19 protein-coding genes and 2 tRNA genes are annotated in these 23,467 nt (G+C 39.3%); 7 read left to right on the top strand and 14 right to left on the bottom strand.

What is annotated here, in order from left to right; genetic code table 11:
• Positions 1 to 112: 112 nt before the first annotated feature.
• Positions 113 to 538, top strand: a complete 426-nt coding sequence (locus tag A5482_RS09515) for a GtrA family protein (RefSeq protein ID WP_069789268.1) — start codon at positions 113 to 115, stop codon at positions 536 to 538.
• Between the two features lie 3 nt (positions 539 to 541).
• On the opposite strand, the gene A5482_RS09510 is transcribed toward A5482_RS09515, so the two are convergent.
• The 5 genes from A5482_RS09510 to A5482_RS09490 all read right to left on the bottom strand — a co-directional run bounded on the left by A5482_RS09510 (position 542) and on the right by A5482_RS09490 (position 6,996).
• Positions 542 to 1,309, bottom strand: coding sequence for an SDR family oxidoreductase (locus A5482_RS09510; protein ID WP_069789269.1), 768 nt, complete (start codon positions 1,307 to 1,309; stop codon positions 542 to 544).
• 202 nt (positions 1,310 to 1,511) lie between these two features.
• Positions 1,512 to 2,507: a nitrate ABC transporter ATP-binding protein gene (locus A5482_RS09505; RefSeq protein ID WP_069789270.1), complete on the bottom strand. Its 996-nt coding sequence runs from the start codon at positions 2,505 to 2,507 to the stop codon at positions 1,512 to 1,514.
• Between the two features lie 118 nt (positions 2,508 to 2,625).
• A complete protein-coding gene (locus A5482_RS09500; protein ID WP_069789271.1) occupies positions 2,626 to 4,626 on the bottom strand; it encodes an ABC transporter ATP-binding/substrate-binding protein in 2,001 nt (666 codons plus the stop codon).
• 128 nt (positions 4,627 to 4,754) lie between these two features.
• Positions 4,755 to 5,594 (bottom strand): nitrate ABC transporter permease, encoded by an 840-nt coding sequence (gene ntrB, locus A5482_RS09495; protein WP_069789272.1) that lies wholly within the window; start codon positions 5,592 to 5,594, stop codon positions 4,755 to 4,757.
• Positions 5,595 to 5,691: 97 nt separating this feature from the next.
• Positions 5,692 to 6,996, bottom strand: coding sequence for a CmpA/NrtA family ABC transporter substrate-binding protein (locus A5482_RS09490; protein WP_069789273.1), 1,305 nt, complete (start codon positions 6,994 to 6,996; stop codon positions 5,692 to 5,694).
• A 458-nt stretch (positions 6,997 to 7,454) separates the two neighbouring features.
• Here A5482_RS09490 and sppA point away from each other — a divergent pair, with 458 nt between their 5' ends.
• From sppA to A5482_RS09475, 3 genes are all read left to right on the top strand, one after another.
• Positions 7,455 to 8,276, top strand: coding sequence for a signal peptide peptidase SppA (gene sppA / locus A5482_RS09485; RefSeq protein ID WP_069789274.1), 822 nt, complete (start codon positions 7,455 to 7,457; stop codon positions 8,274 to 8,276).
• 35 nt (positions 8,277 to 8,311) lie between these two features.
• Positions 8,312 to 8,707 (top strand): chorismate mutase, encoded by a 396-nt coding sequence (gene aroH, locus A5482_RS09480; RefSeq protein ID WP_069789275.1) that lies wholly within the window; start codon positions 8,312 to 8,314, stop codon positions 8,705 to 8,707.
• Positions 8,708 to 8,807: 100 nt separating this feature from the next.
• On the top strand, positions 8,808 to 9,416 hold the full coding sequence (locus A5482_RS09475) for a LysE family translocator (RefSeq protein ID WP_069789276.1): 609 nt from the start codon (positions 8,808 to 8,810) through the stop codon (positions 9,414 to 9,416).
• Positions 9,417 to 9,517: 101 nt separating this feature from the next.
• On the opposite strand, the gene A5482_RS09470 is transcribed toward A5482_RS09475, so the two are convergent.
• The 4 genes from A5482_RS09470 to A5482_RS09455 all read right to left on the bottom strand — a co-directional run bounded on the left by A5482_RS09470 (position 9,518) and on the right by A5482_RS09455 (position 14,515).
• Positions 9,518 to 11,440 (bottom strand): ribonuclease J, encoded by a 1,923-nt coding sequence (locus tag A5482_RS09470; protein ID WP_069789277.1) that lies wholly within the window; start codon positions 11,438 to 11,440, stop codon positions 9,518 to 9,520.
• Positions 11,441 to 11,802: 362 nt separating this feature from the next.
• A complete protein-coding gene (gene dapA / locus A5482_RS09465; protein ID WP_069789278.1) occupies positions 11,803 to 12,702 on the bottom strand; it encodes a 4-hydroxy-tetrahydrodipicolinate synthase in 900 nt (299 codons plus the stop codon).
• Between the two features lie 166 nt (positions 12,703 to 12,868).
• The gene (locus A5482_RS09460) at positions 12,869 to 13,555 is read right to left on the bottom strand and encodes a type 1 glutamine amidotransferase domain-containing protein (RefSeq protein ID WP_069789279.1); all 687 of its coding nucleotides are present in this window, start codon (positions 13,553 to 13,555) and stop codon (positions 12,869 to 12,871) included.
• A gap of 84 nt (positions 13,556 to 13,639) precedes the next feature.
• Positions 13,640 to 14,515, bottom strand: a complete 876-nt coding sequence (locus A5482_RS09455) for a dienelactone hydrolase family protein (protein WP_069789280.1) — start codon at positions 14,513 to 14,515, stop codon at positions 13,640 to 13,642.
• A 176-nt stretch (positions 14,516 to 14,691) separates the two neighbouring features.
• On the opposite strand from A5482_RS09455, the gene A5482_RS09450 reads away from it, so the two are divergent.
• Positions 14,692 to 15,987 carry a hypothetical protein gene (locus A5482_RS09450; RefSeq protein WP_069789281.1) on the top strand — a complete coding sequence of 432 codons (1,296 nt, stop codon included), beginning with the start codon at positions 14,692 to 14,694 and terminating at the stop codon, positions 15,985 to 15,987.
• A 129-nt stretch (positions 15,988 to 16,116) separates the two neighbouring features.
• Here the strand turns inward: A5482_RS09450 and glmU are convergent, their stop codons facing one another.
• The 4 genes from glmU to A5482_RS09430 form a co-directional block, all read right to left on the bottom strand.
• Positions 16,117 to 17,469 (bottom strand): bifunctional UDP-N-acetylglucosamine diphosphorylase/glucosamine-1-phosphate N-acetyltransferase GlmU, encoded by a 1,353-nt coding sequence (gene glmU / locus A5482_RS09445; protein ID WP_069789282.1) that lies wholly within the window; start codon positions 17,467 to 17,469, stop codon positions 16,117 to 16,119.
• A gap of 137 nt (positions 17,470 to 17,606) precedes the next feature.
• Positions 17,607 to 18,611, bottom strand: coding sequence for a tRNA lysidine(34) synthetase TilS (gene tilS, locus A5482_RS09440; RefSeq protein WP_242411861.1), 1,005 nt, complete (start codon positions 18,609 to 18,611; stop codon positions 17,607 to 17,609).
• Positions 18,612 to 18,648: 37 nt separating this feature from the next.
• A tRNA-Thr gene (locus A5482_RS09435) sits at positions 18,649 to 18,720 on the bottom strand.
• Positions 18,721 to 18,723: 3 nt separating this feature from the next.
• Positions 18,724 to 18,805: transfer RNA gene (locus tag A5482_RS09430), tRNA-Tyr, on the bottom strand.
• 382 nt (positions 18,806 to 19,187) lie between these two features.
• Here A5482_RS09430 and A5482_RS09425 point away from each other — a divergent pair.
• Entirely contained in the window at positions 19,188 to 20,264 is a 1,077-nt protein-coding gene (locus A5482_RS09425; RefSeq protein ID WP_069789283.1) for a glycosyltransferase family 4 protein, read from the top strand.
• Between the two features lie 89 nt (positions 20,265 to 20,353).
• Here A5482_RS09425 and A5482_RS09420 read toward each other — a convergent pair whose 3' ends face one another.
• Positions 20,354 to 21,403 carry a 30S ribosomal protein S1 gene (locus A5482_RS09420; protein WP_069789295.1) on the bottom strand — a complete coding sequence of 350 codons (1,050 nt, stop codon included), beginning with the start codon at positions 21,401 to 21,403 and terminating at the stop codon, positions 20,354 to 20,356.
• 626 nt (positions 21,404 to 22,029) lie between these two features.
• On the opposite strand from A5482_RS09420, the gene A5482_RS09415 reads away from it, so the two are divergent.
• The gene (locus A5482_RS09415) at positions 22,030 to 23,430 is read left to right on the top strand and encodes a protein adenylyltransferase SelO (RefSeq protein WP_069789284.1); all 1,401 of its coding nucleotides are present in this window, start codon (positions 22,030 to 22,032) and stop codon (positions 23,428 to 23,430) included.
• Positions 23,431 to 23,467 lie beyond the last annotated feature (37 nt).

Below are 23,467 nucleotides of genomic sequence, written 5' to 3'. Positions count from 1 at the left end.
CCATAAGTATTCTGAAAACAAAGATTAGTCGGTATCCGAGATTACAAATTAGGTTAGAGATAAAATAAGAAAAGAAAAGATGGCCGTGGCCCCTATCTAAAACTCATTTGCAATGATACAAAAAATAAAAAAAAGTTTAAATCAAACAAAAATCACTAACTTTTTAGCTATTGGGGGACTATGTGGTTTATTACATCTAGGAATACTATACAGTTTAACTTCTATATTAAAAATAAACTACTTAATTTCAACTATGATTGCAATTTTTTTAGTAAATTTTGTTAGTTTTTATTTAAATAAAAAGTTAACTTTTAGAACTAGAAAAAAATTATTTTGGCGAGAGTTATGGAAATTTTACAGCGTAATGGCTTCCAGTCACTTTATTAATATACTAGGGGTATTTTTTTTGGTAGATATAGCAAAAGTCGGCTATTTATTGGCCAATATTTTTTGTACAGCGATATTAACCCCTTTTAACTACTTCTTTCACCACAGTTGGAGTTTTAATAAGAAAAAGAAAAAAAAATCTCGGTCATAGACTCTAAAGCGAGGAAGTTGTTTGATAAAATAATTTATCCCAATCTTTGGTTATTTCACTATGGGGAAAATCTTCTGGCTTCGAAATCAAATCAAAGGCTTTATTACGGGCATTAGGTGCAGTGAGCGCCGCTATAACAGTGTTTGCCACATCACCCCGAGGAATGGAAGTGGGTACACCATCGGGAGGGGAGTTTAAGAAATTATCGTCTTTCCCAACTAATAATTCTCTGCGTCCGTCGGGTTTGTCTAATAAGCCTCCTGCTCGAATAATGGTGTAGTCGATGCCTGAGCCAATCAAATATTCTTCTGCTTTACGTTTCCATAATAAGATGTTGCCGTTTCCTAGGCTATTGAGGGGATGGTTCGGATTTGTTCCACCCATTGAACCGACTAAAATTATATGTTTGATGCCTACTTCTTTGGCAATGTCGATTTGATTTTTTTGTCCTTGCCAATCAACTATTTCGGGTGTCCCATGGTCAGGAAATTCAAATTCTGGTCGTTTTCCTTCTTGGGGAATGCCTTTCATTTGGGGGGTAGCACTGGTAAGAATAATTAAGGTTTGACATCCTTCCATGGCTTTTTCTAGGTCGTTTTCGCTCAATATATCTCCGATTAAAAAATCTTTTGTGGTGCCAAAAATTTGTTGTACTTTCTCGTGCGATCGCCCGAAACCTATTACTTGAAAATCATTACTTTGGGTTTGCAATTTTTTGACTACTAATGAGCCTGTTCTACCCGTTGCCCCAGTTACTAAAATTTTAAGCATTAAATAGATGTTTAACTAAAATTAATTTTTACTTCCAAATTTTTATTGTACTTCAGAAGATTAGTTAGTAGATTTTAAGTGAGACCGTCATGGCTCAAACTTTCTATGGAAAAACTGTGGACATCTTCCATGGGGATAGTTTTCAGCCCAATAGTTGGTAATGGGTTCTGAAAAATTTGCCCCATCACCTATTCATCAAAACCTAATTAACGGACTCTACACTGTTTGGAGTGGCAGTAGGACGATTAGAAAAGGATTGCCACATGGTTATCCCTACAATACTAGCTAAAATAACCCCTGCGATCGCCCCAAATATTTTACCTTTATTACTCGACTCTTCTTCCATCTCAATCTCTTCCGCATCGCTGGGATCTTCAGAATGAGCATAACGATTATACAAAAAGTCGATGGCTTCGTTACGTAATTCATAATAACGAGGATCTTCGGTGACACGATCCCGAATGCGAGGGCGATCAAAAGGAAGTTCCATAATTTCTCCAACTTTAGCACTAGGACCATTGGTCATCATGACGATGCGATCAGCTAAAAATAAGGCTTCATCAATATCATGGGTAATCATTAACACCGTCAAACCATTATCAGCCCAAATTTTTAATAATTCTTCCTGTAACTCCTCCTTGGTGATAGCATCTAACGCTCCAAAAGGTTCATCTAAAATTAATACTTCTGGTTTGATGGCTAAGGCACGGGCGATCGCCACTCTTTGTTTCATCCCCCCCGAAATTTGTCCTGGTTTTTTGTGGGCAGCCTCCGTTAAACCCACCATTTCTAGGTGATGATTAACAATTTCCTTTTTCTCTAAATCTGACTTATCCCCATATACCGTATTCACGGCCAGATAAACATTTTCATAAGCAGTCTTCCAGGGTAGCAAAGAATAGTTTTGAAACACCATCATGCGGTCTGGTCCTGGTTCGGTGATGGCTTTATCATGGAGAGTGACAGTGCCACTAGAAGGGCCATGAAAACCTGCCACCATATTTAAAAGGGTTGATTTGCCACAGCCAGAATGACCGATTAAACAGATAAACTCACCTTTTTTAACCTGAAGATCTACCCCATCTAAAACTACATATTCACCTTTTTCGGTGGGATATACCTTAGAAACGCCACTGATATTTAAAAAAGCCTGATCTTCTTTTGATAATTTAACTTGAGAATTTGCCACGGTTTGCATTGTCCTTATACCTAATTTGTTTGTGATAGAAATTTTATTATTCAAAATAAGGAAAGAAAAAAATTAATTGTCCATTCTTAGTTCTTTTGCCTTATTAAGAAAGATCATGGTTGAAAAACTATCCTACTGGTTGATCCAAAAGTACCTCCGAGACTCGAAAATCTCGTTTAATACTAAGTCTTTCAAGGTAGCCGAGGGGATCATCAGGATTGAATACCATACCATCAAAGAAGGTTATATTCTGACGACTGGGAGCAGAATCAGGTAAATTTAACTGACGTAAAGCCTCCCCTAAAAGATCGGGACGGCGCACCCTTTCTAGTACCTCGATCCAGTTGCGAGGGAAGGATATATAACCCCATCTTGCCAACTGGGTTAGTACCCATAATCCCTCTGAGCGGGAGGGGTAATTGGCTTGATCTACAAAAAATTGATTGTAACGGAAAAGATTTTCTGGTTCATCTTCTAAGTTACGGCGATAGGGGTCTGTAAAACCTGGTTTGAGGTATTCTGGGGATACTCCTAAATATTCTGATTTTGCCAAAATTTCTAAAATTTCTTGACGGTTACGGCGATCATCGCAATATTCACAGGCTCTGATGAGGGCTTTAATCAAGGCGATATGGGTAAGGGGATATTTATTGGCCCATTCTTCTTTGACTCCCAACACTTTTTCGGGGTGACTTGCCCATATATCTAAGTCGGTGGCGATGACATATCCATAATCGTCCAACACGGAATGGGTGTTCCAAGGCTCTCCCACACAATAACCATCAATGTTTCCTGCCTTGAGGTTTGCTACCATTTGGGCAGGGGGAATGACGGAAAGAGCCACATCCTGATCAGGATCGATGCCTCCAGAGGCTAACCAGTAACGTAACATGAGGTTGTGCATGGAGGAGGGGTGAACCATGCCAAAAGTGTGGACTGCGTCGGGGGTAGAGGCGATCGCTCTTTGTAAGTCTTCGAGGGTTTTTACTCCTTGTTGAGCGAATTTTTTACTTAAAGTAATAGAGTTACCATTACGACTTAGTACCATGGCTGTCACCACGGAAACAGGAGTTTTATTCCTTGCCCCAAGGGTCATACTCAGGGGCATTCCTGCCAACATAGAAGCCCCATCAAGGCGATCTTCGACTACCCCAGAGCAGATAGTTTTCCAACTTTTCTCACGGCTAAGGGTAACTTGGCTTAATCCTTCCTCCTCAAAGAAACCTTTTTCTTTGGCAATGATGAGGGGTGCAGAATCGGTAAGGGGCATAAAGCCCAAATTGAGGTTGATTTTTTCTAAGCCATTGGCGGCGATGGTAAGAGGACCCACCACAGTTTTGGTTTTGTTGGATCGTTTTTGTTGGTTGAGGAAGTAGACCATGTCGTTACGTAGGGCGTAGTAACTGGGGTGATTTACTACCTCTAGGCGGTGTCGTGGACGGGGGATCGGTACTTCGAGGATTTGCCCAATATGGGCTTCTGGTCCTGTGGTGAGCATCACTACCCGATCTGATAATAATAGGGCTTCATCCACATCATGGGTTACCATAATGGTCGTTACATGGTTCTGCTCCACAATTTCCATTAACTTTTCTTGTAGGTTACCTCTGGTGAGGGCATCCAATGCTCCAAAGGGTTCGTCTAGTAGTAATACTTTGGGTTTAATGGCTAAGGCACGGGCGATCGCAACGCGCTGTTTCATACCCCCCGATAGTTGACCAGGTTTTTTGTTGGCAGCATGGCGTAAACCCACCATGGTAATGGCCTGATTGACTACGGCTTTTTTCTCGGCGGGGGATAAATCTTTCATCACCTCATTGACTGCCAAGGCGATATTTTGCCTTACGCTCAACCATGGCAGGAGGGAGTAGTTTTGAAAGACTACCATGCGATCGGGCCCTGGCCCTTGAATTTGTCTTCCCTCAAGGATTACCCCGCCATTACTAGGCAAGTCTAACCCTGATACCATATTTAAAAGGGTGGATTTACCGCACCCAGAGTGTCCGATGAGAGAGATAAATTCCCCTTTTTTGATTTTTAAATCAATATTTTTGAGGGCGATATATTGACCGCCATCGGGGAGGGGGAATACTTTGTCTAGTTGATCAATTTCTATAAATGAAGACATGATAATAATTGATAATGGATAATGGATTATTGATAATAAAAACTTTTATATGCACTGGAGGAGCTAAAAACAGAGAAGTGTTGATTTTAAATATCGTTTAACCATTCCCTGTTCCCATTCCCTAAACTCTACTTTTGTTCTTCGGCAACCACTAAGGAAGCAATAAAACTTACGAGGCGATCGAGAAGTAAGCCAATAATTCCCACATAGATGAGGGCAATAATGATTTCTGACATAAAACCGCTGTTGTAGGCATCCCAGATAAAGAAACCGATACCCACACCACCTACCAACATTTCTGCGGCAATAATTGCTAACCAAGATAAGCCGATACCGATTTTTAGGCCAGTGAAAATATAGGGAAGGGTGGAAGGAATAAGGATATTGAAAAAGAATGTAATTTTAGAAAGATGCAATACCCTAGAAACATTACGATAATCTTGGGGAATTTGTTGCACTCCTACGGTGGTGTTGATAATGATGGGCCAAATTGCAGTGATAAAAATTACAAAAATAGCACTAGGATCAGCCTGACGCATGGCGGCGAGGGAAATGGGTAACCATGCAAGGGGGGGGATGGTTCTTAGTACCTGAAATATGGGGTCAAGGGCGGAGTAAAATAATTTGTTACTACCAATTAAAATTCCCAAGGCAATACCCACAACGGTGGCGAGAGAAAAACCAATGGCGACTCTTCTTAAACTGGCAAGAATTTGCCAAAATAATCCTTTGTCAACCCCGCCGTTATCAAAGAAAGGATCAATGATGTAGGGATCCCAAGTGTCTTGGATTACTTCGATGGGAGTAGGTAATGCCATATCTTCGGGGGATGCTAGGATTTGCCAGATAACTAACAGAATAAATAAAGCGACAATAGGCGCGATAATTTTTTGAGGAGATTTGAAAACAGCTTTTAAGACAGAATTGATCGGATTATTTTTTTTGAGTGAACCTGTTTGAGCAACCATGATATTTAATTAATAATTGATAATTGATAACAGGGGAGTTTGACTTTCATAAATGTCTTATTACTCCCATAAATACCTAACACCTAAAACCTTTTTTTTAAATTGCTTTGAATTCGAGACTATCTAAGTAGGCTTGAGGATTCTCGGGATCAAAGGTAGTGCCATCAAAGAAGGTTTCCACTCCCCTTGATGTTTCGGTGGGGATTTGATCGGCGGGAGTGCCGATCGCCTCGGCGGCTTCTCTCCACAAGTCTTCTCTATTAACCTCATCTACGAGGGCTTGGGTGTCGGTATCCGCAGGAATATAACCCCAACGGATATTTTCGGTTAAAAACCATAGGTCATGACTTTTATAGGGATAGGAAGCGTTGTCGCGCCAGAATTTCATGGCATATTCAAAGTTTTCTTCTACTCTCCCTGTACCAAAATCAATATTTCCTTTAGATCTTTCGACGATGTCTTCGTAAGGTACTCTAAACCATCTGTTTTGGGATACTATTTGACACATTTCTTCGATGTTTTCGGGGCGATCGCACCATTGTTGAGCTTCTAAAACCGCCATCAACAAAGCACGAGCCGCTTTTGGATTTTGGTCAACCCAATCTTTACGCATCGCAAAGGCTTTTTCGGGATGATTGTTCCATAACTCCCCAGTCACAAGGGCAGAATATCCTTCCCCTTGTCCTACCAACTGAGCATTCCAAGGCTCTCCTACACAGAAGGTATCCATGGTATTCGTTCTCATATTTGCCACCATTTGTGGAGGGGGTACAGGTACCACGGAAGCATCACCGTCAGGATTAACACCGTTAGCTGCTAACCAATAACGCATCCATAAATCGTGAGTCCCCCCAGGAAAAGTCATCGCTGCGGTGAAGTCCCTACCTTCCGCAGTAGCTTGAGCCACCGCCTCTTGTAATCTTTCGGCAGAATCCAAGGTTATATCAGGGAAAGCGTTACTAACGGAAATTGCTTGACCATTGGTATTGAGACGAGCCAAAATATACATCGGTACAGGTTGATTAGTGGTGGTTCCCAATGTCATCTGGTAGGGCATGGGAGTTAGAATGTGCGCCCCGTCAATACCACCACCCGCCGAACCTAACTCAATATTATCTCGAGTAACGGGCCAAGAGGCTTGTTTTAATACTTCCACATCGGTCATACCATATTTGGCAAAAATCCCTTTTTCTAGGGCAATAATCAAGGGAGAAGCATCGGTGAGGGCGATAAAACCAAACTTGGCAGAAGTGGTTTCGGGAGCGTTTTCTCCCATGTCAATGGTTTCTACTTGTTCGACGGTTGTTGTGCCATTGTCTGCACCGCAACCATGTAATATGGCCGCTCCTACGGCTGTTAAACCACTGGTGACAAGGAATTTTCTGCGGGATAATCTGCTCATTTTTCTTCGCTACGTTAAGACATATTAATTAAATCGTTGTTAAATTTATATTTTCTTTACAATTATTTCTCGGTATCAATTGTTACCATCCGCAGTTTTATATGAATTAAATGCTAAAATAAAATGATAAAAACGCATACTTTTCTCTATGATTGATATTGAAATTTACTGTTGCTGAATAAGGGTAGGGGATTGTGGGAAAGAAGAATAGGGTAAAAAAAAAGAATGAAATATTCAGAATGCGATTTTGTGGATCAATAAAAATCGGAAAATAAAATAAAATCTGTGATGATTGTAGAAGAGGATCTATTTTGTAACGATGAAAAGTAGTGGGATTTATTAATAAGTAACTGAAAATAAGGGACTTTTTAACCAAAGATAAGTTGATCCCATCCTTAACCTTGCTATAATCAGGGGAGTTTTCATACTACCATCAAAGAATCCGTAAAAAAATAAGAATGATCTGGCCCTTTAAACCCAACACAAAAAAGAAAATTGCCAAAATTGAAATTAATGGAGCTATCGGCTCAAGTACCCGTGTACAGGTTTTAGAAGCATTAAAAACTGTTGAAGAGAAAAAATATCCAGCCCTACTATTGCGCATCGACTCCCCCGGAGGTACTGTTGCGGACTCTCAGGAAATATATTCAGCCCTGAGAAAGTTGGGAGAGAAAATCAAGATAGTTGCTAGTTTTGGTAATATCTCTGCATCTGGAGGAGTTTATATTGGGGTAGGGGTAAATCACATTGTTTCCAACCCTGGCACCATTACAGGCAGTATCGGGGTTATCATTCGGGGTAATAACCTAGAAAAGTTGTTGGATAAAGTAGGGGTATCTTTTCAGGTGATAAAATCTGGCCCTTATAAAGATATATTGTCCTTTGATCGCAATTTAAGCCCAGAAGAAAGGGAAATTTTACAACAACTGATTGACAGCAGTTATGAACAGTTTGTGCAAACCGTTGCCGAAGGACGTAATCTATCTGTAGAAACAGTGAAGAGTTTTGCTGATGGTCGTATTTTTAGCGGAGAACAGGCTTTAAAATTAGGATTGGTAGATAGACTCGGTGGAGAAGAAGATGCCCGTCGTTGGGCTTGTGAGTTGGTTAAACTGGATCCTGAAAAAACCGAATGCGACACTATCGAGGAACCAAAACCATTAATTAATCGTTTGCTTAATGGTCGTAGTCAGGTAAAATCAGGTGTAGGTTCAGCTATTAATTGGTTAGAATTTGAAGTTGCAACCAATGGACAACCTTTATGGTTATATCGTCCTTAGTTTATGATCATTCGCATTCAGTCGGGAAAGGAGTAATGTCACCCATGTGGAAAGTACGGGCAATTAGAGGGGCAACTACAGCTCAGAGTAATACTATTGATGCCATGAGAGATGCTATCAGTGAGTTGATGATGGAAATTGAGACTCGCAATCAACTTGATTATGATGATGTCATTAGTGTTATTTTTACTGCTACCCCTGATTTAGATATAGCCTTCCCTGCTGCGATCGCACGGGAGCGTCCCCACTGGGCCAATGTACCCCTCCTCGACTTACAACAAATGAAGGTAGAAGGTAGCCTAGAGCGTTGTATCAGAGTTCTAATTTACTTCAACACCACCAAACCTCCTAGCGAAATTTATCACCCTTATTTACGCAAAGCCCAAAATTTGCGCCCTGATTGGAGTTTGGCTCAATTTTCCAGATATTAAGAATAATGAGGTTTTAATATCTCAGTATTGTATTTATAATTTTTTCGTTTTAACTGTGTTGTTGTCAAAAAAACGTTATTTTTAAATATCAATTTTTAATATGACTTGGGCTAACATTCTGGGTTTATTTGGGGCTATGACAATACTAGCATCAATCCCTAGTCTTAGTGTGTTAACTGTGTCTGCCAAGAGTGCTAGGGGTGGTTTTATCCATGGTTTTTTTACTACCCTTGGTATTGTTGCAGGAGATATTATTTTTATCATAATTACCCTCTGGGGATTGTCTTTTTTGGAAGACACCATGGGAAACTTTTTTGTGTTGATAAAGTATATCGGCGGAATATATTTGATATTTATTGGGATTACTATTTTTAAAGCAAAAACTAATAATCAAGTCCTCGAAAAAGCAGATATAAAATCTCTTTCTTCCAGTTTTTTAACAGGATTATTTATTACCCTTGGAGATCAAAAAGCAACCCTTTTTTACCTAGGTTTTTTACCTGCTTTTGTAGATGTCAGTAATATTTCTTTTTTTGACACCCTTATTATCATTTTAATAACAATTTTGAGCGTGGGAGGCGTGAAATTAATTTATGCTTTTATTGCGGGTAAGTCAAAGTTTTTAATCGATCAAAAAATGGGTAAAATAATAAATATTTCCGCAGGTTGTATCATAACTTGTGTGGGTATATTTATGATTATTCAGTAAAAACAATTATTTATTTTTTGTTTGTTTACATAAAATGAGGACGCAATAGTTTATGTACTACGTCCCCATTTAATATCGTGGAATTATCTACCTAATTATTATTAGTAGGTGGTAACTACAGAGCGACGACGGCGAGTAAATTTACCATCACCGTTATTTTCCCCATCGCTGTTATCATCATCATCATCGCTGTTGTTGTCGTTGATGTCTGGTTGTACTTGTAACATGAAGACAACCAAAGGATTACTTCTTAATTCCCTTTGAATTAATCTGTCTAAACTAGCTTCTACATCAAGACGAATACTCGACCAGTTGATTTCTTCATTACCATTCAATAATAAAGCACTCTTGATGCGATCGCCTATAGTCTTATCAACATTACGGCTAATCAACCGTTTCAACATGGACATCTCAATTTTACTAACAACCCCACGAAGATTAATTTGAGGCTCTTCTAATAGTCTGCCCTGATAGTTAACCGCTGCAACTACGGTAATGACACCATCTTGAGCAATTTGAGTTCTTTCTTCCATCACATGGGTACTGTGGACAATACCAGAGTTATCGACTAATTCAATACCAGAAGGCACCTTAGGCCCTTTGCGAATGGTATCAGGGGTTAATTCTATGGTGTCACCATTGTTAATGATAACGATATTTTCAGGGGGAATACCCACACTTTGGGCAGTTTGTCCGTGTTTAACCAGCATACGATGTTCCCCGTGGACAGGGACAACAAACTTAGGTTTGGTGAGGGCTAACATTAATTTTTGATCCTCTTGGCAACCATGGCCAGATACGTGAATCCCTAAATTTTTGCCATAAAGTACATTTGCCCCTTGCATCATTAACCTATCAATGGTGTTCACTACGGGAATAGTATTACCTGGAATAGGATTGGCGGAGAAAATGACAGTATCTCCCTGACGGATTTTTACTTGGCGATGTTCACCCCTAGAAATCCTTGTCATGGCAGCAAATTTTTCACCCTGAGAGCCTGTACAGAGGATTAATACTTGTTCATCGGGAAGCCGATTCATAGCCCCCAAGGGGATAAAGAGGTCTTCTGGACATTTGATATATCCTAGATTACGGGCATGGGCGATGACGTTCAACATAGAGCGCCCGACGATGGCAACCTTACGGTTATATTTTTGAGCTAATTCTAAGACCATATTCACCCGATGGACGGAGGTGGCAAAGGTGGTAAGTAATAAGCGCCCGTGGGATTGTAAAAAGATTTTCTCTAGGTTAGGATAAACGGATCTCTCAGAAGGGGTAAAGCCAGGTACTTCAGAGTTGGTGGAGTCTCCGAATATACATAGTATTCCTTCTTCTCCTAATTGGGCGAGGCGGTGGAGGTCAAAATATTCGCCATCTACGGGGGTGTGATCTACTTTATAATCCCCTGTATGGATTAGAACACCTACGGGGGTATGGATAGCAAGGGTGAAACTATCAGCGATGGAGTGGGTATTGCGGATAAATTCTACTTGGAAGTGTTTGCCGATTTTAACAACTTCTCTGGGTCCTACAGTCTTAATTATAGTGCGATCGCTCAGTCCTGCTTCTTCTAATTTATCTCTGAGTAAAGACATGGCAAGACGAGGCCCATAGATAATGGGAGTATCAATTTGTCTTAAATGATAAGGAATACCGCCGATATGGTCTTCATGACCATGGGTAGCCACAAAAGCCTTAATTTTATGATTATTTTCCCGTAAATAGGTCATGTCAGGTAATACCACGTTAATACCGTGCATTCCATCGGTGGGGAAACCAATTCCCGCATCTACCAAAATTATTTCGTCTTCGTATTCATAAATGCAGGTATTTTTTCCAATCTCATGGAGTCCACCTAGGGGAATTACTCTGAGGGCGTTTTTATTGCTTTGGATTTCTTGGTTATTTTTTTCGCCAGTCTTGACTTTAATTTTTGGGGTATCTTTCAATGTTTTTGTGGGTTTAGGGGTAGTATCGCTTGTTTTTCTCTTTCTGCCTTGAATTTTGTAAACTTTATTCATAAATTATTTGTTTGCTAAAAATGTGTTTTTGTAAGGAATTAATTTTGTTTAATAATCCTTTTTTCTCATTATAGATGAGGATTTTTTACTAGATATTTAAAGCTCTTCATGAGTTAATTTTATCTAGAAAAATTTTATTTTTGATTTATTTAACATAACCATAGCTTTTGAGCTTGACTTTTTTACAGACGCTTAAGTCCGTAGTTTTTTGAAATGCATAAAAGTGTACTGTTATTTATTGATAATGTTGTATGGAATATGTTGATTTTTGGTATGACCTCCTTTTTTTATGAACCGAAAACTCTTTTTCCTAGGTAGAAAAACTTTAAAATTTTAAAATACTTAGTCTATTAATTGTTAAATTATCTTGATAATAAATCTAATTCCTGAAGAACCTTTTTCACTTCTAATGCGTGGTCTTCAGAAATAGGAGATAACGGTAATCTAACACCACCAACGTTCCATCCTAATTGTTGTAGGGCTGATTTTAAGGGAATAGGATTGGTGTCGCAAAACAATACTTTAAATATGGAATGTAATTTTTGTTGAATTTCTTGAGCTAATTTATTTTTACCTAATTCGTAAGCTCTAATCATGACTTGAATATCGTTACCCACTAGATGACTAGCAACACTAACTACTCCGACACCTCCCACGGTCATCATCGGTAGGGTTAAAAAGTCCTCTCCTGAATAGATTAACATATCATCACCACAAAGGGCGTTGATTTGGGCTGCTTGTTCCAAATTTCCACTAGCTTCCTTCACTGCCACTATGTTATCAAATTTTTCACCTAGTTGGGCGATGGTTGTAGATTCGAGATTTTTTCCTGTTCTGCCAGGGATGTTGTATAACATGATAGGTACATCTGGACAGGCAGAGGCGATCGCACCGAAGTGACGGTATAAGCCTTCTTGGGGGGGTTTGTTGTAATAGGGCACCACTTGTAAAGAACCGTCAATGCCTATTTTTTCAGCTTCACGGGTAAGGGCGATCGCACTGGTGGTAGAATTAGAACCCGTACCCATGATAATTTTACCCCGATTACCAACAGCGGACTTAATGACCTTTAAAAGTTCATTTTTTTCTTCATGCTCAAGGGCTGGAGATTCTCCCGTAGTACCACATACAACGATGCCATCGCTACCATTATCCACCAAATAACTAGCTAATTTTTCCGCAACACCATAATTAACAGAGCCATCCTCATTAAAAGGTGTCACCATTGCCGTCAAAACTCGACCAAAAATATAATCACTCATCGCTATTAATTTAATATCTCTTGGGGATTAGTCCAACCCTGAGCCAACAATTTTACATTTACATTACGTAGTTTACCAATTCAATGGGCAATGTACAACTTAAGGAATTAATAATAGATGGATAACGAATGGTTAAACTTACCTAACACCTACCCTCATCAAAATTTTACTTTGCAAGATTTTCTAATAATAAATCAGCTACCTTCGCACTAGAGGCGGGATTTTGACCAGTAATAACTCTATTATCTTCTACCACAAAAACACCCCAAGGCTCAGCTGCTTTCTCATAAATTCCCCCCTTCTCTACTAGAGCATCTTCCGTCAAAAATGGCACTGCTTTATCCAATTCCACCTGTTTTTCTTCTTCATTGGAAAAACCTGTTACTTTTTTACCTTTGACTAAATAATTGCCATCGGATAACTTAGTATTTAATAAACCCACTGAACCGTGGCACACTGCCGAAACATAACCGCCATTTTCATAAATTTTTTGGCCAATAGTCTGTAATTCCTTGTTGTCAGGAAAATCCCACATAACCCCATGCCCACCAGCATAATAGATGGCAACATAATCATCAGAGTTAATTTCACTAGGTTTAAGGGTATTGCCCAAACGATTCATAAAATCTTTGTTTTGATACCATTGCCAATCGGTATCATCAGCCATGGCTAAGCTGTGAGGGTCAATGGGAGTATAACCTCCTTGGGGGCTGACGTAGTCAACTTCGTAACCTGCTTCTTCCACTTTTTTGACAAAATGGACGGCTTCCCCTAGCCATAATCCTGTGGCACGGTTGAGACTGGGGTATTTTTCGATGCTGGTTAAGACGACTAATATTTTTTGCTTAGACATAGGGCAGTATAAATAATTACAGTGATATTATAGTTGACTATTTTTTTTGTGATGGTGGGCAATGCCCACCCTAGGATTTGAAATTTATTGTTGAAGATGGGTTGTTAAAAATTCGGTGGTTTTTTCCCAAGCGTCTTGGGCAGCTTCAGGGTTGTATCTATTGCCTGATGAGTTGGCAAAGGCATGATCTGCATTTTCGTAGATGTGGATTTCTACTTCTTTGTCAAGACTTTGTAAAACCTGTTCAAATTCCCTAACTAATTCCACGGAGGGATTTTGATCTAGTTCGCCGAAAATACCGAGGATAGGCATTTCTAGGGTAGCTAATTTTTCGGGATCGGTGGTGATATTACCGCCATAATAAATTACGGTGGCATCTAATTGGGTGGGTAACAGGAGGGCTGTATTTAATGACCATAATCCGCCAAAACACCAACCCATGGAAGCTACTTTGGGAGCGTTGGTTTCGTTTTTGAGGTAGTCGTAGGCTTGGGTGAGGTTGTCTTCTAGTTCGGGGCTAGAGGCGATCGCATTTTGTACTAATTCCATGGCTTCGTCAGGAGTTTCGGCTACATCTCCTTTGTACAAGTCAACGGCAAGGGCGACATAACCTTCGGCTGCCATTTTGTCTGTCATGGCCTTAATGTTATCGTTTAATCCCCACCATTCATGGATCAAAATAACCGCTGGTAATGGCTCCTCAACCCCCGCAGGACGAGAAATATAACCTGATACCATCTCCCCATCAATTTGGGCATACTCTACCATTTCCCCCACTACCTCTGTTTTGGGCGTGTCGGAGATGATGCCTGTGGGTACGGGGCGATCGCCCTTGTGAGCTTCTGCCATATAATTAACATAGTCGGAAGCAGTGGCGGGGGTAGGTTTATTGATGTTGAAAATTGCAAAAGATATTACAAGGAAAAAGGATGCTAGGGCAAAATAAATAAATTTACGCATATTGAATTGTTAAAGATGATGTTTTGAATTGCTACTTCAAATCATTCTATGAGATATTTTCAAATCTTTAAAAGCATCAAGAAACAGACATTTATCCCTCTCGACTCTCAGCCAACGACTTTGTATTAAAACTTCTATACTAAAAAAAGGATGCAAAAGTTATTAGGAGACAAAATATGAACCCCAATCCCGCCATTATGAAATCTGTAGAAAAATTAGATTATCGTGTCACGGTGGGTGATGTCGCTTCGGAGAGTGGCTTAGATGTTGCCCTTGCCCAACGGGAGTTGTTAGCCCTTGCCTCGGAGGCAGGAGGGCATTTACAGGTAGCCCAAACGGGGGATATGGTTTACGCTTTCCCCAACGATTTTCGGACTATATTACGGAATCGTTACTGGAAGTTGAGGGCAAAACAGTGGCTTTCTAAGGCATGGGAGGTTATTTTTTATCTGATTCGTATTTCTTTTGGTATTCTGTTGATAGCATCTATTGTAATTTTAGCCATTGCGATCGCCCTTATCGTGATTGGTCTTTCTGCATCTAGGGGAGATAACGATAATCGCAGTAGTAATTCTCGGGGAGGCGGTGGAATGATGTTTATGCCAAATTTTTGGCTGATGCCTAATTCTTTCTCTATTTTTAGCCCTCGATACCATCGCAATAATTACTATTATCAACAGTCCTATCAGGGCAATGTACCCCCCCAACAAAAACAAGAAAGTGAGTTAAATTTCCTTGAAAGTATTTATTCATTCTTATTTGGCGACGGTAACCCCAACCCTAATCTAGAGGAAAGAAGATGGCAAGAAATTGGGGCGGTAATTCAAAATAATCAAGGTGCGGTAATAGCCGAACAAATTGCCCCTTATCTCGATAATATCAACATCTATAACGAAAGGGATGAAGATTATATGTTACCTGTCCTCACTCGTTTTAATGGTTATCCTGAAGTGTCGGAAACAGGAGATATTATTTACTACTTCCCTGAGTTACAGGTTAAGGCAAGTGTCAAGGGAAAAAGCTCTATTGCTCCTTATCTCGAAGAAAATAAATGGCAGTTTAGTATTGCTACTAGTTCTCAAAAAATTATGGCATTTGGACTAGGTGCTGTTTACTTTATTTTGGTGCTAGTATTTTATTCCCTCACACAACAAGATATATCAGCCTTATCTCCCGATTTAGTTTCCTTTGTGGATTTTGTACGTTTTATTTATCCTATTCTTGTAAGTTATTCCGTGGCTTATTTAACAGTACCTTTAATTCGTTATTTTTGGCTTCAAACTCGCAATAATAAAATTGAAAAGCGTAATGAAAATAGACAAGAGAGGGCTGGTTTATTGATAGAAAATAAACAAGAATTACAGCCTAAAATTAATTATGCCCGTCAATTTGCCACCCAAAAAATTCTCAGTGAAGATGAGATGATTTACTCTACTGATCGAGATATGTTAGACAATTTACTAGAAGACTAGGAACTCAAAGTAGCTTGGAGGGAATTAGTTATGCTCACAATGCAATACAGAATAATCCCCCTAAATCCCCCGTGAATTCGGGGGACTTAAAAATAAAAGACAGACCCCATAACTATCTTGAAATGTCATTTATTTACTTCTCGATTTCCAGTGGTCTATATTTTTTTGTTTTTGACGGGCGATCGCCAATGCCCCATCAGGCACATCATGGGTAATGACTGAACCTGCACCGATGGTGACATCTTCACCGATGGTAACGGGAGCCACAAAGACACTATTAGAACCAGTTTTCGTGCGATCGCCTATAACCGTAGGATGTTTATTAACCCCGTCATAGTTAGCGGTAATAGTACCAGCCCCCACATTAACCTGATCTCCGAGGGTTGCATCGCCAATGTAAGATAAATGAGCCACGTTCGTTTTATTACCAATGGTGGATTTTTTTACCTCCACAAAATTACCGACACGACAATTTTCGCCAATATTTGCCTGTCCCCGTAAATGAGCATAAGGACCTATTTTACTACCCGAAGCCACCCGACTATCGGTAATGGTGGAATAAAACACCTTAACACTTTCGCCAATGTGACTATTTTCGATAAAACTACCTGGTCCAATGTGACACCCTGAACCAATAACTGCATTACCCCTTAAATGGGTTTGGGGTTCGATAATCACATCACTACCAAGGGTGACAGTATCTTCAATGGTAATGCTATCAGGGTCAATCATGGTTACCCCTGCCATCATCCACGCTTCTTTTACCCTTGCTTGTAAAATATCATAGGCCACGGCCAATTGACGACGATCATTAATACCATTAATTTCTAAAGAATCATCTACATCCAGAGCCATGACGGGGTTTAAATAGTCCACTACCTCGGTGAGATAATATTCTTTTTGGTCATTATTGGTGCTGAGTTTGGGTAATACTTCTTTGAGGGCATCCCAATTAAAACAATATACTCCTGCATTGACTCGGGGATTTTGTTTTTGGGCAGAGCTACAGTCTCGATGTTCTACAATTTGTTTAACAATATTGGTACTGTCGCAAAATACCCTTCCATAACCCGTGGGGTTGGATAAATTGGCAGTGAGGAGGGTTGCTTGGTTTTTATTTTCCTTATGAGTAGCGATCAATTTTTGGACAGTTTCGGGGCGTAATAGGGGTACATCACCGTTTAAAACCAATAAATCCCCTGAAAAGTCTTTGAGGGGTTCGAGTAACTGTTGAATGGCGTGTCCTGTGCCTAGTTGCTCTTTTTGTTCGACAAATTCTACTCCTTGAAGGTGATGGAGGGCTTCTTTTATTTTGTCTCCTTCATAGCCGATAATGATGGCGGTGCGATCGGGTTTTATCAGTTCACAAGAGGCGATCGCCCTTTCGACCAAAGTTTTATTTCCTAAAGGATGTAACACCTTCGGAAGTTGGGATTTCATTCTAGTTCCTTTGCCTGCGGCAAGTATTGCTACTGCTAACATGAGATATTTTTACTACCGTTTGCCCTAGAGTATATCATTAAAGGATTACCTCCGTTGAGGGTAAAATTTTTGGGGTCGCGCGGGGAATCAAGAAACAATTTACCATTATCAATTAACACCATAACCCCACTTTGTCATCAACACCTAATTACAACAATGTGATTTTGTCTAACGGCGATCGCCCTTCCTCCCCCAAAACTAGAGGTTTGAGAACCATTAGGAGCATCAATTAAATTAACAACTGCCTCTATTTGCTCAAAAGTTGGCATCTTAGCTAAATTTTGTCCTAAAAATAGTTTTATCACCCTTCTTTGTAAACTTAGGTGCTTATCCTGTAACTTTTTACGGTCAATGGTATCTTGATTTGTAGCTACTTCTATTAAAATTAATTGAGCTTGGGAATCTAAAAATTCTCGGTCAGCCCTCAAAATTTCGGTAGTTTGGGCAATGTGGTTTTCTACTTGGGGATTAAATTCTTTTTGTAGATAGGGAATCAAATCAAGACGAATGCGGTTACGGGCAAATTTGTTATTTTGGTTGTAGCTATCTTCCCAAATGGGTAAGTGATATTTTTGGCAAAAGTTTCCTGTATCTTGACGACTAAAACCCAACAGGGGGCGCACCAACTCCACCTCATCAGCTAATTTTCTTGTCCAATATAGAGAGGTTAAACCGTCACTTCCTGAACCTCTAATTAAATTATATAAGAATGTTTCTGTGCGATCGCTCTTAGTGTGAGCCGTAATAACATAATCAAAACCATAACTTACTGCCACATCCTTTAACACCTGATAACGCCATTTTCTTGCTGATGCTTCTTTTTCAGGTATTTTCTCCTTTGCCCTTTCCAAATATAAATCGAAACCCCAATCATGGGCTATGGCTTCGATATGTTCCGCTAAACCCTCATCCAAGGTCCAATTATGGTCACAATGGGCGATCGCCACCTTCCACCCCCATTTATCCTGTAAATCTAGCATAAGACGAGTCAAACAAAGAGAATCTTGTCCCCCTGATAACCCGACCAAAATTTTGCTAAACTTCGGTAAAATTTGTCTATTTTTTAAAAGTTGATGTAACCTTGCATGGTAATTACTCCATACCATTACAGCATTCCCCTTAATAAAAATTATGGTGGACATCGTTGTCCACCACTACCCTATATTATTACTTTTCCAAAGCCTTTGACGAGGATTGAACTCGTGACCTCACCCTTACCAAGGGTGTGCTCTACCACTGAGCTACAAAGGCATATGGGCCGAGTTGGATTTGAACCAACGTAGGCATAGCCAGCGGATTTACAGTCCGCCCCCATTAACCACTCGGGCATCGACCCCTTTGTTTTCACAGTTATATATTGTAACTAACCTTCAATAAAAATGTCAACATAAATTTTGAAAAAATTAAAAACCCACAATATGGACAAATATAAATTAACCATGCCACAGATAAAGTAGATTAGATAGAAGCACAAAAACCAGCATTCAAAACCTCATACTTTTATGACATTATTAAGCAACTTCATATTTTGTGAAGAATCAATATTACAACATAACCTCCAACATTTTTTACCTTAACTACTTTTTTTAAACACAGAGGATATAGAACAAAATAACTATCTCTAAAATAATGATCGCAAATGACTTAAAATTAGTGGAAGTAACACAACCTCAAAAAAACGAAGATTGTCATCCTTCTATAACCGTTAACCGTCAATCATGAATTATGAATTTGCCCCTACCCAAGAAACCTATCATCTCGTTGCCTTTTTGGTATCCATGAACCTTGTCTTATGGTCAACTCCTATTGTCAAAACTATTGGTTTTAAAAGTGGTTATGTCGATAAACCTGATCCCAGAAAAGTACATCGTAAACCTATCGTCAGAATAGGAGGAGTTGCCATTTTTGCCGCTGTTACCTGTTCCCTCCTTATTGTGTGGTGGATGGGAGGATTTGGTATTTTACCCCCCGACCAAGATGCCGAAATTTGGGGTGTAACTATTGGGGCTTGTTTATTCTTCTTGATTGGCTTTGCTGATGACTTATTCAGCCTCTCTGCTGGTTTTAGGTTAATTGTACAATCCGTAGTCTCTAGTTTTGCTTGGTGGCAAGGAGTAAGAATTGATTTTCTTACTATTCCTTTTTTTGGATTAGTACAGATAGATCAATGGTGGCTTAGTCTGCCTATCACTATAATTTGGTTAGTGGGCATGGTAAACGCCATTAATTGGATTGATGGTTTAGATGGTTTAGCCGCAGGAGTCTGTGGTATTGCCGCCGTGGTGATGTTAATTGTCAGTCTCTTTATGAATCAACCCGCCGCGGCCCTCATTGCCGCGGCCCTCGCAGGAGGTGCTTTAGGATTTTTAAGATATAACTTTAATCCCGCTCAAATTTTCATGGGAGATGGGGGAGCATATTTTATGGGGTTTCTTTTAGCAGGGGTTGGAGTTATTGGACTAGCCAAAACCGCCGCCGTGACTGCTGTAGTTTTACCCTATATCATCTTGGCTGTGCCCATTGTGGATATGTCCATTGTCATTCTTTCTCGTGTTATTCAAGGTAAATCACCTTTTCTAGCGGATAAACGACACTTACATCATCGTCTTCTTGACGCAGGAATATCTCAAAGACTCACTGTTTTATTTATCTATTCCCTAACCTTATGGGTAGGTAGTTTTGCCCTGATTTTTTCTGGTTTTCCCAGCGGAGGAGTTTATGTTATCGGTGCTACCATATTATTAATCTACATTTCTTGGCAGGTATGGCGTAATCGGCGAGTTAAAAGTGAGTAATAAAAAAAGGAGGGATGACCCCTCCTATAATACTTAAGTTAGTTTGCAATAAAGATTAATAAAATAATTTTGCAAATAATAAAACTAAATTATTCGATTACAGTGGAAGTTAATTCCTCATCGGTAGTGGTAGTTTCTTCCACTACTTCATTGGTTTCTTCCGTCGCAACATTTTCTACTACTTCAACTTCTACCGTTTCTTCTTCAACGGCAGCCGCTGCCTCTTCACGAGCTTCACTAGCCGCTGATAATTTTTCACGATATGAAGCAGCCATTTCTTCAGCTTTTTCAAACACTAAATCCCGATTTTTTAACATATCACCAGGTTCAGGCTCTAATTGCTTAGTAGATAAGGAAATACGTCCTCTTTCAGCGTCAAGATCGATGATCATAACTTTTAACTCATCGTTAACATTAAATACACTGTGAGGAGTATCAATGTGATCATGAGAGATTTCGGAGATGTGTAATAAACCACTAACACCGCCAATGTCGATAAAGGCACCGTATGGCTTGATACCACGAACAGAACCAACTACTACTTGAGCCACTTCCAAACCATTCATCTTACGCTCTACTAACGCACGACGATGACTTAGTACAAGACGATTACGCTCTTCGTCAACTTCTAAGAATTTTAAAGGTAAATCTTGACCGAGTAAGTCCTCTTTAGCATCTTTTGCACTAATGTGAGAACCTGGAATAAAGCCTCTTAAACCTTCAACTCTGACTAAAGCACCACCTCTGTTCGTAGCGAATACGTTGGAATAAACGGTGGCATCTTCTTGTTGTAACTGACGGACTCTTTCCCATGCGCGCATGTACTCAATACGGCGGATAGAGAGGGTTAGCTGTCCATCTTCGTTTTCATCGGTAAGGATGAAAAATTCTCTGGTTTCGTTGGGTTGTAAAACCTCGTCGGGGTTATCAACTCTGTTGATAGAAAGTTCTTGTACAGGAATGTAAGCGGCAGTCTTTGCTCCGATGTCGATTAAAGCGCCTCTTTGCTCCATACTAAATACAGTACCTGGTACTACATCCCCAGGGCTGAAGTGATAGTCATATTGATCTAAAAGAGCGGCAAAATCTTCATGGGTAAAACCAATATCGGTTTTTGCGGTTTCTGTTTGACTGACCATAGGCATATTTTCAAAGGTGTTCAATTTACTTAGTTTTTTGATAATTACAAATATTTCCCATATACTTACAAAGGAGATTTATAAGTGATTTGGAAAAAATAAACATAGAGATTAATTTAAAAATTTAATACTTCTATTATTGAATTTGACACAGTTTTTGGTGAAATGATTTCCCTCAGTGTTAAACTGTTGGTTTTTCACTTTCTACTGTGTGGGATTTGGGTTAATCCCCTAAACGACAAGCCCAATTATCTAGCTTAGCATCAAACATGAGCTATTTTTTGGTTTAAGGTATATTATACAGAATTTTCAGCCGAGGATGTTGAGCAATTGGAGCAGAATGGTTATTTATTAAGGGAATTTTTGAATAGGTGGGTGGAGGATGAAAAACTTTTTTTTAGAATCATACTAGGGTAACTAAAAAGTTGATAATGAAAGGGTTAAATAATGATTTTTCACGAAGTGAGTAGGCATAATTAAATCGATTTAGGCAAGGGGTTTAAACCCCTTGTTCATAAGAGTCTTAATAAAATAAGAGCTATAATTAATTTCGCCAACCTACTTAAACAGTATTTGCACCGCCATTGATTCGTATAATTGTGATTGTAATCACTATGAATTGATCAATGACCAATCCTTTTTTTAATCTTGAATATGAACCAGCAATGGAAAACTTGGGGGAGGATTATTATGATATTGTTACTCCTGCAGAGTTTCCCGAACACATACTGAGATTTGCCAATGAATCCCTCCTTCACGAAATAGGAATTGATGCTGATTCGGTGCAAGAAAAGGACTGGATTGAAGCATTTGGGCAGTTTAAGGGTTTATGTCCGCCCCTCGCTCTCAAATACCATGGTTATCAATTTGGACAATATAATCCTTCTCTAGGGGATGGTAGAGGATTTCTATATGGACAGGTAAGGGGGAAAGATGGTAGGCTCTATGATTTTGGTACCAAGGGTTCTGGACGTACTCCTTATTCTCGCACGGCTGATGGACGATTGACTTTGAAGGGGGGAATAAGAGAAGTTATTGCGGGAGAAACTCTCTATCGTCTGGGGGTAAATACATCTCGTTGTTTTTGTCTGATTGAAACGGGGGAATCTTTATGGCGAGGAGATGAGCCATCCCCTACTCGTTCGTCGGTGATGGTAAGATTTAGCCATTCTCATATTCGTTTTGGTAGCTTTGAACGGTTACATTATTTTCAAAGACCTGATTTAATCAAAAATTTATTAGATCATGTGATTTTTTATTATTATCCTCATCTTTGTGAGCAGGAAAACCCCTATCGAAAATTTTATGCTGAATTGGTGGAAAGGGTAGCAAAATTAGCAGCTCAATGGATGAGTGCTGGTTTTTGTCATGGGGTTTTGAATACGGATAATATGTCTATTACGGGGGAAAGTTTTGACTATGGTCCCTATGCTTTTATTAATAGTTATGATCCTAAGTTTATCGCTGCTTATTTTGATTATGGTGGACGATATAGTTATGGGAATCAGCCGATTATTTGTCGTCTGAATTTGGAGAAGTTACAAATACCTTTATCGTTGGTAATGGCTTCTTCTGAGTTGGAGGAGGGGTTACAAAATTTTGATGGTTATTATGATCAATACTATCAACAGTTTATGTTAAGAAGGTTGGGTTTTACGGATTTACCTGAAGATTTGGGCAAAAATTTAGTCACGGAAACTGTAAGTTTATTAAAGGATTCTCAGTATAGTTATCATGATTTTTTTGCTAGTTTGAGCAATGATTTTAATGATGGTTGGTATGATAATGCTGATTTAATTTTGGAAAATCAAAGTATTAGCTCTCATAATTTTCAAGGATGGAAAGTTTTATATCATAAGGCTTTATCTTATTTTAAGAGAGAAGATTTAACACAAATAATTTCAATGTTGGAACGGTTTAATCCCAACAATATTCCTGTGCGTCCTCTTATTGAACAAATTTGGCAACCAATTAATGATGAGGATAATTGGCAGTTATTCTATGATTTTTTGGCGAAAATTAAATAGTGAAATAGATATTTAAAAGTGGTATGCTGATCAAACT

Origin of the sequence: Cyanobacterium sp. IPPAS B-1200, from assembly GCF_001747005.2 — a bacterium.
Taxonomy (GTDB): domain Bacteria; phylum Cyanobacteriota; class Cyanobacteriia; order Cyanobacteriales; family Cyanobacteriaceae; genus Cyanobacterium.
Note: the sequence above shows the minus strand (reverse complement) of the source record. Positions and strands in the feature narration are given on the sequence as shown.

What these genes read in the sequence shown, in the direction of transcription:
- A5482_RS09515 (WP_069789268.1), top strand. Translation starts at nt 113, where the DNA reads ATGATACAAAAAATAAAAAAAAGTTTAAATCAAACAAAAATCACTAAC.
- A5482_RS09510 (WP_069789269.1), bottom strand. Translation starts at nt 1,309, where the DNA reads ATGCTTAAAATTTTAGTAACTGGGGCAACGGGTAGAACAGGCTCATTA.
- A5482_RS09505 (WP_069789270.1), bottom strand. Translation starts at nt 2,507, where the DNA reads ATGCAAACCGTGGCAAATTCTCAAGTTAAATTATCAAAAGAAGATCAG.
- A5482_RS09500 (WP_069789271.1), bottom strand. Translation starts at nt 4,626, where the DNA reads ATGTCTTCATTTATAGAAATTGATCAACTAGACAAAGTATTCCCCCTC.
- ntrB (WP_069789272.1), bottom strand. Translation starts at nt 5,594, where the DNA reads ATGGTTGCTCAAACAGGTTCACTCAAAAAAAATAATCCGATCAATTCT.
- A5482_RS09490 (WP_069789273.1), bottom strand. Translation starts at nt 6,996, where the DNA reads ATGAGCAGATTATCCCGCAGAAAATTCCTTGTCACCAGTGGTTTAACA.
- sppA (WP_069789274.1), top strand. Translation starts at nt 7,455, where the DNA reads ATGATCTGGCCCTTTAAACCCAACACAAAAAAGAAAATTGCCAAAATT.
- aroH (WP_069789275.1), top strand. Translation starts at nt 8,312, where the DNA reads ATGTCACCCATGTGGAAAGTACGGGCAATTAGAGGGGCAACTACAGCT.
- A5482_RS09475 (WP_069789276.1), top strand. Translation starts at nt 8,808, where the DNA reads ATGACTTGGGCTAACATTCTGGGTTTATTTGGGGCTATGACAATACTA.
- A5482_RS09470 (WP_069789277.1), bottom strand. Translation starts at nt 11,440, where the DNA reads ATGAATAAAGTTTACAAAATTCAAGGCAGAAAGAGAAAAACAAGCGAT.
- dapA (WP_069789278.1), bottom strand. Translation starts at nt 12,702, where the DNA reads ATGAGTGATTATATTTTTGGTCGAGTTTTGACGGCAATGGTGACACCT.
- A5482_RS09460 (WP_069789279.1), bottom strand. Translation starts at nt 13,555, where the DNA reads ATGTCTAAGCAAAAAATATTAGTCGTCTTAACCAGCATCGAAAAATAC.
- A5482_RS09455 (WP_069789280.1), bottom strand. Translation starts at nt 14,515, where the DNA reads ATGCGTAAATTTATTTATTTTGCCCTAGCATCCTTTTTCCTTGTAATA.
- A5482_RS09450 (WP_069789281.1), top strand. Translation starts at nt 14,692, where the DNA reads ATGAACCCCAATCCCGCCATTATGAAATCTGTAGAAAAATTAGATTAT.
- glmU (WP_069789282.1), bottom strand. Translation starts at nt 17,469, where the DNA reads ATGTTAGCAGTAGCAATACTTGCCGCAGGCAAAGGAACTAGAATGAAA.
- tilS (WP_242411861.1), bottom strand. Translation starts at nt 18,611, where the DNA reads ATGTCCACCATAATTTTTATTAAGGGGAATGCTGTAATGGTATGGAGT.
- A5482_RS09425 (WP_069789283.1), top strand. Translation starts at nt 19,188, where the DNA reads ATGAATTATGAATTTGCCCCTACCCAAGAAACCTATCATCTCGTTGCC.
- A5482_RS09420 (WP_069789295.1), bottom strand. Translation starts at nt 21,403, where the DNA reads ATGGTCAGTCAAACAGAAACCGCAAAAACCGATATTGGTTTTACCCAT.
- A5482_RS09415 (WP_069789284.1), top strand. Translation starts at nt 22,030, where the DNA reads ATGACCAATCCTTTTTTTAATCTTGAATATGAACCAGCAATGGAAAAC.